10 protein-coding genes, 1 tRNA gene and 4 pseudogenes are annotated in these 13,132 nt (G+C 51.5%); 11 read left to right on the forward strand and 4 right to left on the reverse strand.

Going from position 1 to position 13,132, the window contains the following annotated elements; translation table 11 throughout:
* Positions 1-59 precede the first annotated feature (59 nt).
* The gene (recG, locus tag DQM57_RS00850; RefSeq protein ID WP_111726324.1) at positions 60-2,102 is read left to right on the forward strand and encodes an ATP-dependent DNA helicase RecG; all 2,043 of its coding nucleotides are present in this window, start codon (positions 60-62) and stop codon (positions 2,100-2,102) included.
* A 158-nt stretch (positions 2,103-2,260) separates the two neighbouring features.
* On the opposite strand, the gene DQM57_RS00855 is transcribed toward recG, so the two are convergent.
* Positions 2,261-4,036 (reverse strand): extracellular solute-binding protein, encoded by a 1,776-nt coding sequence (locus DQM57_RS00855; protein WP_111726326.1) that lies wholly within the window; start codon positions 4,034-4,036, stop codon positions 2,261-2,263.
* A 272-nt stretch (positions 4,037-4,308) separates the two neighbouring features.
* On the opposite strand from DQM57_RS00855, the pseudogene DQM57_RS10015 reads away from it, so the two are divergent.
* The 4 genes and pseudogenes from DQM57_RS10015 to DQM57_RS00895 all read left to right on the forward strand — a co-directional run.
* Positions 4,309-4,654: pseudogene (locus DQM57_RS10015) on the forward strand (winged helix domain-containing protein); the annotation flags it as partial.
* Between the two features lie 8 nt (positions 4,655-4,662).
* Positions 4,663-4,890, forward strand: coding sequence for a hypothetical protein (locus tag DQM57_RS09840; protein WP_167395581.1), 228 nt, complete (start codon positions 4,663-4,665; stop codon positions 4,888-4,890).
* Positions 4,891-5,248: 358 nt separating this feature from the next.
* Positions 5,249-5,555: pseudogene (locus tag DQM57_RS00880) on the forward strand (winged helix domain-containing protein); the annotation flags it as partial.
* A 432-nt stretch (positions 5,556-5,987) separates the two neighbouring features.
* Positions 5,988-6,683, forward strand: a pseudogene (locus DQM57_RS00895) (ATP-binding cassette domain-containing protein); the annotation flags it as partial.
* 20 nt (positions 6,684-6,703) lie between these two features.
* Here DQM57_RS00895 and DQM57_RS00900 read toward each other — a convergent pair.
* Positions 6,704-7,930, reverse strand: coding sequence for a YihY family inner membrane protein (locus DQM57_RS00900; protein WP_111726335.1), 1,227 nt, complete (start codon positions 7,928-7,930; stop codon positions 6,704-6,706).
* 98 nt (positions 7,931-8,028) lie between these two features.
* Here DQM57_RS00900 and wrbA point away from each other — a divergent pair, with 98 nt between their 5' ends.
* The 6 genes and pseudogenes from wrbA (at position 8,029) to DQM57_RS00930 (ending at position 11,510) form a co-directional block, all read left to right on the forward strand.
* Positions 8,029-8,631: an NAD(P)H:quinone oxidoreductase gene (gene wrbA / locus DQM57_RS00905; protein ID WP_111726337.1), complete on the forward strand. Its 603-nt coding sequence runs from the start codon at positions 8,029-8,031 to the stop codon at positions 8,629-8,631.
* A gap of 126 nt (positions 8,632-8,757) precedes the next feature.
* A complete protein-coding gene (queC, locus tag DQM57_RS00910; protein WP_111726339.1) occupies positions 8,758-9,417 on the forward strand; it encodes a 7-cyano-7-deazaguanine synthase QueC in 660 nt (219 codons plus the stop codon).
* A 32-nt stretch (positions 9,418-9,449) separates the two neighbouring features.
* A complete protein-coding gene (locus DQM57_RS00915; RefSeq protein ID WP_107959840.1) occupies positions 9,450-9,968 on the forward strand; it encodes a DUF1543 domain-containing protein in 519 nt (172 codons plus the stop codon).
* Between the two features lie 10 nt (positions 9,969-9,978).
* Positions 9,979-10,413 carry a 6-carboxytetrahydropterin synthase QueD gene (gene queD / locus DQM57_RS00920; RefSeq protein ID WP_111726341.1) on the forward strand — a complete coding sequence of 145 codons (435 nt, stop codon included), beginning with the start codon at positions 9,979-9,981 and terminating at the stop codon, positions 10,411-10,413.
* Positions 10,414-10,504: 91 nt separating this feature from the next.
* Entirely contained in the window at positions 10,505-10,876 is a 372-nt protein-coding gene (locus tag DQM57_RS00925) for a DUF1304 domain-containing protein (RefSeq protein WP_003676305.1), read from the forward strand.
* Positions 10,873-11,510: pseudogene (locus DQM57_RS00930) on the forward strand (7-carboxy-7-deazaguanine synthase QueE). The gene DQM57_RS00925 and the pseudogene DQM57_RS00930 overlap by 4 nt, the downstream one beginning before the upstream one ends.
* A 332-nt stretch (positions 11,511-11,842) precedes the next feature.
* Here DQM57_RS00930 and DQM57_RS00935 read toward each other — a convergent pair.
* Both DQM57_RS00935 and nagZ read right to left on the reverse strand, forming a co-directional pair.
* Positions 11,843-11,919: transfer RNA gene (locus DQM57_RS00935), tRNA-Pro, on the reverse strand.
* An 81-nt stretch (positions 11,920-12,000) separates the two neighbouring features.
* Positions 12,001-13,086 carry a beta-N-acetylhexosaminidase gene (gene nagZ, locus DQM57_RS00940; protein ID WP_111726343.1) on the reverse strand — a complete coding sequence of 362 codons (1,086 nt, stop codon included), beginning with the start codon at positions 13,084-13,086 and terminating at the stop codon, positions 12,001-12,003.
* Between the last annotated feature and the right edge of the window lie 46 nt (positions 13,087-13,132).

Raw genomic sequence — 13,132 nt, forward strand, 5'->3', positions numbered from 1 at the left:
GTTCAGACGGCCTTTTTGTTTTCCGATAAAATACGGCAAACTTTACCCAGCCGCTTTTCATGATGACGCCAGAAACCCAAAAACAGCTCAAAATCACCGATGTTTCCGCCAAGAAGCTCGACAAACTCAACCTCCATACCGCATGGGATTTGGTTTTGCACTTGCCGCTGCGTTACGAGGACGAGACGCACATCATGCCGATTAAGGATGCGCCGATCAGCGTGCCGTGTCAGGTTGAGGGCGAAGTCATCCATCAGGAAGTAACGTTCAAACCGCGTAAGCAGCTTATCGTCCAAATCGCCGACGGTTCCGGCAGTGTCCTTTTTCTGCGTTTCATCCACTTTTACGCCAGCCATCAGAAGCAGATGGCAGCAGGCAAACGCATCCGCGCCGTGGGCGAAATCAAACACGGGTTTTACGGCGACGAGATGATTCATCCCAAAATACGCGATGCCGAGAGCGGCGGTTTGGCGGAAAGCCTCACGCCGATTTATCCGACCGTAAACGGCCTGAACCAGCCCACTTTGCGCCGCATCATTCAGACGGCCTTGGACGTTACGCCGTTGCACGATACCTTGCCTGATGCTTTATTAGGCCGTCTGAAACTGCCACACCTTGCCGAAAGCCTTCGTCTTCTGCATTCACCGCCGCCTAGTTTCACTATTCATCAACTTTCAGACGGCACGCTGCCTGCATGGCAACGGCTCAAATTCGACGAACTGTTGGCGCAACAGTTGTCCATGCGGCTGGCGCGACAGAAGCGCGTCAGCGGCACGGCGCCAGCATTGGGCGGCGACGGTACGTTGACTAATGCACTGCGCCACGCTTTACCGTTTGCCCTGACCGATGCCCAAGAAAAAGTTGTTTCCGAAATCTGCCGCGATATGGCGCAAACCCACCCCATGCACCGCCTGCTACAAGGCGATGTCGGCAGCGGCAAAACCATTGTGGCGGCTTTGTCTGCGCTGACCGCTATTGAATCCGGCGCGCAGGTGGCTGTAATGGCGCCGACTGAAATCCTTGCCGAACAGCATTTCATCAAGTTCAAACAATGGCTTGAGCCGTTGGGTCTCGAAGTCGTCTGGCTTTCCGGCAGCCAGCGCAAAAAAGCCAAAGACGAAGCCAAAGCCAAACTCGCCGACGGCACTGTCAAAATCGCTGTCGGCACGCACGCCCTGTTTTCAGACGACGTCGAGTTCCAAAATCTCGGCTTGGTGATTGTGGACGAACAACACCGCTTCGGCGTCGCCCAACGCCTCGCCCTCAAAAACAAAGGGCGCGACGTCCACCAGCTGATGATGTCTGCCACGCCCATCCCGCGTACGCTCGCCATGAGTTTCTTCGCCGATTTGGACGTGTCCGTCATCGACGAATTGCCGCCCGGGCGCACCCCGATTAAAACCCGTCTCGTCAACAACGTCCGCCGCACCGAAGTCGAAGGCTTCGTCCTCAACATCTGTCGCAAAGGGCAGCAGGCATACTGGGTCTGTCCGCTGATTGAAGAAAGCGAAACCCTGCAACTGCAAACCGCCACTGAAACCCTCGAGCAGCTTCAGGCGGCATTGCCCGAACTCAACATCGGCTTGGTACACGGGCGCATGAAGGCTGCCGAAAAAGCCGAAGTCATGGCGGAATTTGCCGCAGGCCGTCTGAACGTCTTGGTCGCCACCACCGTCATCGAAGTCGGCGTAGATGTGCCCAACGCCGCCCTGATGGTGATCGAACACGCCGAGCGCATGGGCTTGGCGCAGCTGCACCAATTACGCGGGCGGGTAGGGCGCGGCGCGGCAGAAAGCGTGTGCGTCCTCCTGTTTGCCGAACCCTTGAGCGAACTCGCCAAAGCGCGGCTGAAAGTCATCTACGAACACACCGACGGCTTCGAAATTGCCCGTCAAGACCTTAACATCCGCGGACCCGGCGAATTTCTCGGCGCGCGCCAAAGCGGCGTCCCCATGCTGCGCTTCGCCAACCTTGAAGAAGACCTGCACCTCTTGGAACAAGCGCGCGAAATCGCCCCCATGTTGATTGAGCAAAACCCCGAAATCGTCGAAGCGCATTTGGCAAGATGGCTTTCCAGCAGGGAAGGGTATTTGGGCGTGTAGGAAGGTGTTGACGTGGGTGGCTTGGGCGGAACGGATGGGAAGAATATCCGCAAATGTGCCGCTGCAACCGCAGTTTCACAGGCGGAGTTAAGGATTAATGATTGAATGCGTGGCTGCGAATGATATGCCGTCTGAAGGGCAGGGTGTTTCAGACGGCATTATTTTTTCCATGCGGTGCTTAAAACGAAAGATACGGGATCGTAATATTTGGGCAGCGTCTGCGGAATACCCAAGTCGTTGCGGTACACGACGCGGTAGCGGTCGGCATACCATGCGGGGACGATGATGTATTGGTGGCGGACGGTGCGGTCAAGCGCGCGTGCGGCGGTTTGCAGTTCGGCACGGTTTCGGAAGCTGCCGAAATGGGTGAGCAGCTTTTCGATTTCCGGGCGGCAGATGCCGGCAAGGTTGCGGCTGCCTTCGGTTTTTGCCGCCTCGCAGCCGAAATAGTCGCGCTGTTCGTTGCCCGGGCTTTCGCTGTTGCCGTAAACCGTAATGGTCATGTCGAAATCGAAGTTGTCGAGGCGTTTCTGGTATACGGCGGGATCGACGGTGTGCATGTGCATGGTTACGCCGATTTTTGCCAAGTCGCGCTGCCATTTGGCGGTGATGCGCCCGTATGCCTTGCCTGCGTTCAGGAATTCAAAAGCCAGCGGATTGCCGAGGCGGTCGGTGAGTTTGCCGTTCCGGTAGCGGTAGCCTGCCTTTTCTAAAAGGGTACGGGCTTTGATAAGGTTGGGGCGTATGCCGTTTTTCAAATCGGTTTGCGGCGGTTCGGGAACATTCTGACTCAAAACGGCGGGATTGAGCGTATTGCCCAAAGATTGGAGCAGCCTGAGTTCCGAACCCTGCGGCCTGCCTGATGCCGCCATGTTGCTGTTGGTAAAAAAGCTGTTGCTTCGGCGGTATGCGCCGTAGAAAAGGCGTGCATTGGTACTTTCGAAATCGAAACTTTCCACCATTGCCTGCCGTACAAAGGGATGGTTGAACGGCGCACGGCGCAGGTTCATGACAAAACCCTGCATGCCGGCGGTGTTTTCCTGTTTCCATTCGTGTTTGCCCAAGTCCCGTTTAGCAAGTATGTCGGCAGGGTAGGCGCGTGCCCAGTTGCGGGCGATGTTTTCGTGTACGAAATCATATTGTCCGGCTTTGAGGCCTTCGAGACGGACACTGTCGTCTTTGAAATATTTGAAACGGACGGTGTCGAAGTTGTACCGCCCCCTGCGTGTTGGCAGGTTTTGCGCCCAGTAGTTTTTGTCGCGCGCGTATTCGCTCATGCGCCCGGTGTCTGCTTTGACGAAGCGGTAGGGGCCGGAGCCGATGGGCATTTTGTTTGCGCCTTTTTCCAGCCCTTCGGGATAGCTTTTATGCGAAAATACAGGCAGTTGCCCCAAGACCATGTGTAATTCGGCATTGCGCTGTTTGAAGCGGAAAACGACTGTCCTGTCGTCGGGCGTTTCGACTTTGGCAACATCGCTCCAGTAGATGTGGTAGGAGGGATTGGCGTCTTTGTCTTGAGTGAGCAGGCGGAATGAGGCGGCAACGTCTTTGGCAAGGACGGGGTCTCCGTTGTGGAATTTGGCTTTCGGGTTGAGCTTGAATGTTGCCGACAATCCGTCTTCGGCAAGCCAGAAGTCTTGCGCCAGCAAGCCGTACATGGAGAAAGGTTCGTCCCAACTGTTGTCGGTGAGTCTGTCCACGGTCAGCATAAGAACGCCGACTTCTTTGTCGCCTTTGAGGGTAAACGGGTTGAACGTATCAAAACCGCCCTGCATCGGCAGGGAAAACGCCCCGCCTTTGGGTGCGTCGGGATTGACGTATTCGTAGGCGCGAAAGCCGGCGGGATATTTCGGTGCCTGCCCCAAACCCAAACCGTATGCGGCAAAAGCGGTGGTCGTGGAGAAGGAAAGCAGGAGGAGGACGAGGGTTTTCATAAGGTTCCAAACCGAACGGGGCGATGAAGCCCGATTATAGCAAAAGGTCGTCTGAAAACTGTTTTCAGACGACCTTTTATTTAATTACAATAAAAATGTTAACAACAAAAAAACAAACCGCTTTTTTCCGTTTGGAAACAAAACAAAATTTTAACTAAAATTGTCAACAATTCCTTGATGCACACACAAAAAAACTTTAATATTTGTAACTATATGTAACATTATAAATTTTAAATATTTTCTGAGTAAGGGGAAGTAATGAGCATACATCTCGACTTCGGTATTCTGCCCCTGATTTCCCTATGCCATTGTATATGCAACAGACTAAAGATACTGATATTTCCATTCCTGAACATATCGATATGGATATTATCCTTGAATCGGGTGGAGACTAAATGCCAATAATTTGGATACGTTGGAAAAGGGATATTTGATTGGGAATGGGATGAAGATAAGTGTAGATGAGTTGGGGAAAAAAGTGTTAGAACATATCGGTAAGAATGAACCGTTATGTTATTGTTGAAAAATCTATTGGTTAACTTCAATCAGGAAAAACATGAAGAAGTTAGGAAGTTGATTTATCAGTTGATAGAGTTGGATTTTCTGGAAATTTTGTGAGAGATTCTATGAAAAACTGGAAGCAGTTTATATTTTTCGTAATATTAGTAATAGCTTGTTATCAATTGCTATATTTTTTATCAGATATGTTTCTTCTCGACTACATTAACAAATATAGTTGGAATTTGAATTTTATTCAGGGTACTTTGAATTTTTTTTCAATATATCTGCCATATGTTTTTGTTAGCCGAATTTTTAGGAATACTAACCAAGAAAAGGAGTATAAAAATGATTGAACTTCAACCTCATGAATTGAAGCTGGTTTCAAGGGGCTTGTAACAGACAATATAGCTGGAAATGTAGCTAATGCTGCCACAACCAAAGGAGGTTCCACATGGGGGGATTTTGTTGCAATACCTGCTGCCGCAGCGATAGTTCATTTTCTGCCGAAAAATGCTTTCGGTACTGTTGGTGCAAGTGCTGTATACAATGTGACTCGTGATTGGGTAAATGATGCCGTTAATGTACCTCCTTATAACGGAAGACCAATCTTTGAGATTGAACATGGATCAACTGCTCCCGCAACAAAAGCAGATAAATCAGGAAACGGCTACACTGACGGCACAAATTACTGCTGATATTTCTCATCGTTCAGACGACCTCTAAAAGAACGTACCGATACCGCTTTTCATCTAGAACAGTTCGCGAATCCCAACGCTACTCCGCTTTCAGACGACGTCAGGTTGAGACTAAATGCCAATAATTTGGATACGTTGGAAAAGGGGTATTTGATTGGGAATGGGATGAAGATAAGCGTAGATGAGTTGGGGAAAAAAGTTTTAGAACATATCGGTAAGAATGAACCGTTATTGTTGAGAAATCTACTGGTTAACTTCAATCAGGAAAACATGAAGAAGTTAGGAAGTTGGTTGGAGAGTTGATTAGGGTAGATTTTATTTAAATGAAAGACTAGGCTATGAAATCAAAATTTGTGTATAAGTTACTGGTACTTTCAAAGTACCTGTATATTTTAATTTGTATATCAATACCAATCGTTTTTATTTATGAAAGCTACCAAGGATATGATGTTGATTTTATAATTTATATTCGTGCGTTTATTATTTTTTCCATATTGGGTGTATTAACTCAATATTCTATGTCTAATTTTTTTGAAAAGGAAAAATAATATCATTGAACTATCCATTGAGGAGCTGGAGCTAATTTATGGAGGAGGCTTAGGAGAGAGAATCCTTCAAGGAGGAGCAAATGGTGCACAAATAGGAGGATCAATTGGTGCAGGTATTGGTCTAGGTGTCGGTATAGCTTTGGGAGGTATTCCTGCCGGACCGGCTATGATGGTCGGTGGAACAATTGGTGCTGCTGTTGGTGCTGCGTATTGAATGAAACAGAATCGGAAGCTACGCCGGATGTAGGCATTCCTGATATTTCAGACGACATCGAAATCTCAGTGGAAAATGTTTCTTTCCGTTATGCCGATAACGAGCCATATGTTTTACAAAACGTCAGCTTCAAGATCGGACGTGGTGAATCGCTTGCGTTAATTGGACGATCGGGCTGCGGTAAATCGACACTTTTGGATATTTTAAGCGGCAATTTACCTCCCGAATCAGGCAAAGTCATGATAAATGGACACGACATTTACAGCTTACCGCCACGTTTTATCCGCAATTTGAGTGCGATGGTCAGGCAGGATGATGTTTTATTTGCTGGCTCAATTGCAGAGAATATCTGTTTTTTCGATACAGAACCGGGTAGAGGAAAAATCGAACATTGCGCCTGCCTTGCTATGATTCACGAAGAAATCTCCGCCATGCCTATGGGCTATGAAACCTTGATCGGCGATATGGGCAGCGCACTGTCAGGCGGACAAAAACAACGCATCGTATTGGCGCGGGCCTTATATTGCGAACCGAAAATCCTATTTTTAGATGAAGCGACCAGTCATTTGGATATTGCCAATGAAAAAGCAGTCAATGCAAACTTGAATGGCTTGTCTATCATAAAAATTATGGCGGCACACAGAAAGGAAACGGTGGAATCAGCAGATAGGAAAATGTCTTTAGGATAAAAATACAGTTTCAAAAATACTCAAGACTGCTGCCGTTTTTTCGCCTGAGCGTCAAACTCCGCCAGCGTCATGTTCAAAGTCTGCAAACATGGTGTCATTACTGCATCGACAGCTTGGTTCACATGATCCCTTTCCACAGGCAACGGACGGTAAACGAAGAGCTTGAAGAGTTCGCTCAACTCAATCGAATCCGCCCCTGTTTTCAAAACCCAGCCCTGTCTGCCGGAATAGATATAGCCGTACCGCGCCAGCTTTTCCAGAAGCTCGCCCAACTCGTCGTAGCCCATATTGATATGCCGTCTGAACTCCTGAACGGACAGGGTTCGGCCTTCTTTTTGCGCCGCATCCAGAAGCAGTAGGATTTTCAACACGTCGTCAAACCGTCCGCGTGAGTCGAACCCCCTGCGGAAGGCCTCGCCCTGCCAATAAGACAGCGACGAAGTCAGCACCGCGCCGCCCAACAACAGCGTCCACAGCAGGTTTAACCAAAGCAGGAAAAACGGCACGGCGGCAAATGCGCCGTAAATCGAGCGGTAGCCGTCGAAATTGCCCATATACCAGGTGAACAGGAAACGTGCCGTCTCCAGGCAGAATGCTGTAATCAAAGCCCCGACAAACGCCTGCCGGGCGGGCACGAAGCGGTTGGGCACGAAGCGGTACAGCCCCCACAACAAGACGGTCATGAAAGCCAGCCTTGCCGCCGTCTTCAACGCGTCCGTCCATTGTTGCGCTCCGGAGGAGAGTACGGAGTCTTGAACCGACCCGACCATAAAGGAAATGCCCACACCCAGAGACAAAGGCCCGAAAGTCAGCAACGCCCAATAAACGAGGAACTGCATCATCCAGGGGCGTTGCGTGTTAACCCGCCAGATGCGGTTGAACGCATTGTCTATCGTCCGAATCAGCATCAGCGAGGTTACGACCAGCATCACGCTGCCGATGGCGGTCAGCCGGTTTGCCTGATCGCGGAATGCGTCGATATAGTCGAACACCATATCCGCGCCCTGCGGCACAATGGTTTGGTTGACGAAGGAGACGAACGAATCTGACCAGCGGTCGAATACGGGGAAAATCGAAGCGACCGCGACCATTACGGTCAGTACGGGGACGAGTGCCAGCAGCGTCGTAAACGTCATGCTCGCCGCTGCCTGCGGTACGCGCTCTTCACTGAAACGGCGGACGACAAACCATGCAAATGCACAGATTTTATTGTCTGCCAAACCTTGCCAACGTTGTAAAAAGGTCATAATCTCTTACCAGATTTCATGTTTTCAAACTGTTTCAGACGGTATCTGGACAACCGTTATGCCGTCTGAACGCCAAACTATTTTAACGGAATCCGCCCATGAACCCAAATCCCCTCAAAATCCTCGTCCTCTACTACTCTCAAAACGGCAGCACCCTCAACCTTGCCCGCCAAATCGCACGCGGCATCGAAAGCGTCGCAGGCTGCGAAGCCGTATTGCGCACCGTCCCCAAAGTCTCTACCGTCTGCGAAGCCGTCGAAAAAGACATCCCCGACAGCGGTGCGCCCTACGCCACCGCCGAAGACCTCAAAACCTGCGCCGCCCTTGCCCTCGGCAGCCCCACCCGCTTCGGTAACATGGCGGCCGCCATGAAATACTTCATCGACGGCACCATCCCCCTGTGGCTCGGCGCAGAACTCGCCGGTAAACCTGCCACCGTCTTCACCAGCACCGCCTCCCAACACGGCGGACAAGAAACCACGCTGCTTACCATGATGCTCCCCCTTCTGCACCACGGCATGATTATCAGCGGCATCCCCTACACTGAATCCGCCCTCGGCAATACCCGAAGCGGCGGTACCCCTTACGGCGCGTCCCACGTTGCCGGACATGACGGTAAACCCGTCCTGACCGCAGAAGAAAACGACATTGCCTTCGCACAAGGCAGACGGCTTGCGGAGCTTGCCGTCAAGTTGGCCTAAACAGCCTCCTTTCAGACGGCATGAGGAATGATGCCGTCTGAAAGCGTTTGCCTGTATAATCCGCATCTTTGCCTTTCCGCATTCGCGGTTCGAAAACCTCCCGCGTTACCAAAACTAGGATTCAGTATGTCAAACCAACAAGCCTTGGTCATCTTTTCGGGCGGCCAAGATTCCACTACCTGCCTGATTCAGGCGATTCAAACTTACAGACGCGAAAACGTCCAAGCCATCACTTTCCAATACGGGCAACGCCATGCTGTCGAGCTGGAACGCGCCTGCTGGATTGCGCAGGATTTGGGCATCAAACAAACCGTACTCGACTTGAGCCTGATGCGGCAGATTACGCACAATGCCCTGATGGACGAAGCCGCCGCCATCGAAACTGCCAAAAACGGCGTTCCGAATACCTTTGTAGACGGCCGTAACGCGCTTTTCCTGCTCTACGCCGCGATTTACGCCAAAGGGCAGGGGATACGGCACATCATCGCAGGCGTGTGCGAAACCGACTTCTCCGGCTATCCCGACTGTCGCGACGTGTTCGTCAAATCCATGAACGTTACCCTTAATCTGGCGATGGACTATGATTTCCAAATCCACACGCCGCTGATGTACCTGACCAAGGCGCAAACTTGGGCGTTTGCGGATGAAATGGGCGCACTGGACTACATCCGCGAGCAGACCCACACCTGCTACAACGGCATCGTCGGCGGCTGCCACGAATGCCCGAGCTGCGTGTTACGCGAGCGCGGATTGGCGGAATATTTGGAGAGTAAAAAGGCCGTCTGAAAATACAACCATCCTCCGATACAAGCCTTATCATGCCCAAACTTTATATGTTCTATCTCGGCGGTAACGCAGGCCGCTCCAATATCGAAGTGCACGACATCCAATTTGCCGTGTGCGACGATTACCGCGAAGCCATTCCCGCGCTCAAAGCCGCATGGTTCGGCGATGCGGACAAAATCCACATCGACGGCTGGCAGATTGTCGAATGGGCGGATGGTTACGATGTCTGCGTACGGGAGGCGGGAGAACATACCGCAATGCCGTCTGAACACGCCCAGCACCTGTATTTTGTCAATGTCGGCGGTTATCGCGCGGGTCAGCTTGCAGAAGCGCACGCTTTCGGACTGTTCGCCGCCGCCACGCCTGATGAAGCCAAACAAAAAGCCCTGCAAACCCTGTTGACCGACCATGTTCAGCAACATAAAGACAACTTAAAAGACGTGGACAATCTGCTTGCGCTCGACCGCATCGGCAATCACACCATCCGCCTGACCCCGAATCCGCACGGCAAGCCTGCCGAAATCGGCTTTCAGGGCTATTTACCGATTTAAAGTACCCACCATGAAAATTACCAAGATATTTACCTTCGACTCTTCACACATGCTCGACGGGCATGACGGCAAATACCAAAACCTGCACGGGCATACCTACAAACTCGAAATCACCGTTTCAGACGGCATCGTCAGGGGCGGGCCGAAAGACGGTATGGTAATGGATTTCACCGACCTTAAAGCCATTGTGAAAAAATACATTACCGATCCCTTCGACCACGCGTTTATCTACCACGGCGACAACGGTCGTGAATGCCAAATCGCCGCGCTCTTAGAGGGCTGGAACATGAAAACCCTGCGCCTGCCCTGCCGCACCACTGCTGAAAACATGTCGATCGAAATGTACGACCGTTTGAAAAACGCCGGGCTGAACGTGTGCAGCGTGAAATTGTGGGAAACACCGACATCGTGTGCGGAGTATGAAGGACGGTGTAGGGCATTCTGATTTGAATCTGCAGTAAAATGTTTTTTCCGCTTGGATTCTCCGTTCTTCAGACGGCATTCCATCTCAAACGTACCCATTAAAAGGAACAGCTATGAAACTCCTCTCCACCCTCTTAGTCCTCCTTGTCGCCGTCGAACATTTCTACATTGCCTGGCTTGAAATGACACAGATTCCCAGCGAAAAAGCGGCGGAAACGTTCAAGCTGCCTTATGAATTTATGGAACAAAAGCGCGTGCAGACCCTGTTTGGCAACCAAGGGCTGTATAACGGCTTTCTCGGCATCGGGCTGGTGTGGTCGCGGTTTGCCGTGCCGGACAATGCCGTTTACGGCGCAACGATTCTGTTTCTCGGTTTCGTATTGATTGCCGCCGCATGGGGCGCGTTCTCTTCCGGCAACAAAGGCATACTTGTCAAACAAGGTTTGCCCGCGATGCTGGCAGCCGCTGCGGTATTGGCGGTATGAAAAAAATCAGCGTTACACCCAAAAATCCGCAATACCGTATCGTCGAAATTTTTGAGAGCCTGCAAGGCGAGGGCTGGAATACGGGCATGCCTGCCATTTTCGTCCGCTTGGGTAAATGCAATTTAGCGTGCGGCTGGTGTGATACCGATTATTTGACATTCGGCATGATGGGCCTGTCCGACATCTTAGGCCGTCTGAAAACCTACGCCGCTCGCAATATCATCATCACCGGCGGTGAACCGACCATACAGCCGCATCTCGATACGTTGCTGGACGCGCTTAAAGCCGAAGGCTATTTCCTCTGTCTCGAAACCAACGGCCTCAAGCCCGCGCCGCCGCAAATCGACTATGTCGCCACCAGCCCCAAAGTCTGCTATGCCGACAAATATGAAACCAACTGCATCGCCGAAGCCGACGAAGTGCGCATCGTGGCGGACGGCGATGTTATTGCGTTCTGCGAAAACATGGAACGTAAAATCCGAGCGCGTCGTTACTACCTTTCCCCCTGTGAGAAAGACGGCGTGATGAACATCTACGACACCATCCGCCAAATCGGTATTTTAAACAGCCGCCCCGACGCATCCGTGCATTGGAGTTGAGCGTGCAGACGCATAAATGGGCGGGGATAGAGTAGTTTATGCAGTGCAACTCAAGGGGTCGGCTTACCGTTTTGCCGATGTTTGACATACGGGAAGTGTACCGCTTCCGCGTGAAATTGCCGACATTTCCGCTACCTAATTGGTTTGGAACCTTACTGAATAAGATGCCGTCGTTGGGTACAAGCCCGGCTTCCTAAATTCCGATAGCCTTTTGAACGTTGCCGATACCCTTTGTCAGTGTACACAAATAGCAGGGTTGGGGGAAACGAAAGGCCGTCTGAAACAGCATTCTGTTTCAGACGGCATTTTTCTGTTGACGCCAAAAGGAAAAACCGCCTCGGCAATAGATGCCGAGGCGGTTTGGATTTGGTCGGAATGAGAGGATTCGAACCTCCGACCCCTTCGTCCCGAACGAAGTGCGCTACCGGGCTGCGCTACATTCCGAATTAATTGGAACGGGATTATAACGTAAAAAGAGCGGCATGCCTATATTTGTTTTGCCTGTTTGCCGCGTATCGGACGAATTTAAAAGGCTTCCCCGACTTTCACGCCGCCCGCCGTGTCTTGCGGCGAAGTCAAACGGGAGGTCAAGGCTTGTGCCGCTTGGAAATCCGCTGTCTGCATAACGGCTTGTGCTGCCTCATGGCCGAGCGAGTTTTCCATATATTGCCAACGTCCGGCCAAATCCGGGTTGTCGGGAATGGTGAAACCGTCGCGCAATTCATCGACCAAGTCGGGACGGTTGCAGACCAATATGATGTCGCAACCTGCTTCAAACGACAGTCGGGCGCGTTCTTTGATACCGCCGGCTCCGCACGCGCCTTCCATGGTCAAATCGTCAGAGAAAATCACGCCTTTGAATCCGATATCGCGGCGCAAAATTTGTTTGAGCCAGATTTCGGAAAACCCTGCGGGCTTTGTGTCCACTTGTGGATAAACGACGTGGGCAGGCATGACCGCTGCCATACCTTCCCGGCTCATGCCGCGGAAGGGAATAAGGTCGGCGGTTTCGAGTTCGGACAGGCTGCGCCTGTCTTCCGGCAAGACCAGATGGCTGTCTCCTTCGACAAATCCGTGTCCGGGAAAATGTTTGCCGCATGATTTCATGCCGCCTTTTTCCAAACCTTTTTGAAGGGCGAGGGCAAGGCGGGTTACGGCTTCGGGGTTATGGTGGAAACTGCGGTTGCCGATGACGGGGCAGTTTCCCCAGTCCAAATCCAAGACAGGAGTGAAGGACAAGTCGATGCCGCAGGCGGAAAGCTCGGTTGCCAAAACCCAGCCTATCTGCCGGGCTGCGGTTTCGGCGGCAGATGCGCTTTCGCTGTCCCAAATTTGCCCTAAGACGTTCATTGCGGGCAAGCGGGTAAATCCTTCGATAAACCGTTGAACCCTGCCGCCTTCGTGATCGACGGCAATAATAAGCCCGGGTGTGCGAAGTGCTTTGATTTCGGCGGTAAGTTCTTTGAGCTGTACGATATTTTGGAAGTTGCGGCGGAACAGGATGACTCCGCCGACGGCGGGATCGAGAAGGCGTTGCTTTTCCTCTTCGGTCAGGCGGAAGGCGGCAATGTCGGCCATTACGGGGCCGCGCGGAATATGGGGAACAGTCATTTCGGTTTGCTCCAAAAAGCTTCAGACGGCATATGCCGTCTGAAAA

Origin of the sequence: Neisseria cinerea, assembly GCF_900475315.1 — a bacterium.
In the GTDB taxonomy this organism is placed as follows: Bacteria; Pseudomonadota; Gammaproteobacteria; order Burkholderiales; family Neisseriaceae; genus Neisseria; species Neisseria cinerea.

Bases quoted from the DNA above. Each gene is read 5' to 3' on its own strand.
- recG (WP_111726324.1), top strand. From the start codon at position 60: ATGATGACGCCAGAAACCCAAAAACAGCTCAAAATCACCGATGTTTCC.
- DQM57_RS00855 (WP_111726326.1), bottom strand. From the start codon at position 4,036: ATGAAAACCCTCGTCCTCCTCCTGCTTTCCTTCTCCACGACCACCGCT.
- DQM57_RS09840 (WP_167395581.1), top strand. From the start codon at position 4,663: ATGAAAAACTGGAAGCAGTTTATATTTTTCGTAATATTAGTAATAGCT.
- DQM57_RS00900 (WP_111726335.1), bottom strand. From the start codon at position 7,930: ATGACCTTTTTACAACGTTGGCAAGGTTTGGCAGACAATAAAATCTGT.
- wrbA (WP_111726337.1), top strand. From the start codon at position 8,029: ATGAACCCAAATCCCCTCAAAATCCTCGTCCTCTACTACTCTCAAAAC.
- queC (WP_111726339.1), top strand. From the start codon at position 8,758: ATGTCAAACCAACAAGCCTTGGTCATCTTTTCGGGCGGCCAAGATTCC.
- DQM57_RS00915 (WP_107959840.1), top strand. From the start codon at position 9,450: ATGCCCAAACTTTATATGTTCTATCTCGGCGGTAACGCAGGCCGCTCC.
- queD (WP_111726341.1), top strand. From the start codon at position 9,979: ATGAAAATTACCAAGATATTTACCTTCGACTCTTCACACATGCTCGAC.
- DQM57_RS00925 (WP_003676305.1), top strand. From the start codon at position 10,505: ATGAAACTCCTCTCCACCCTCTTAGTCCTCCTTGTCGCCGTCGAACAT.
- nagZ (WP_111726343.1), bottom strand. From the start codon at position 13,086: ATGACTGTTCCCCATATTCCGCGCGGCCCCGTAATGGCCGACATTGCC.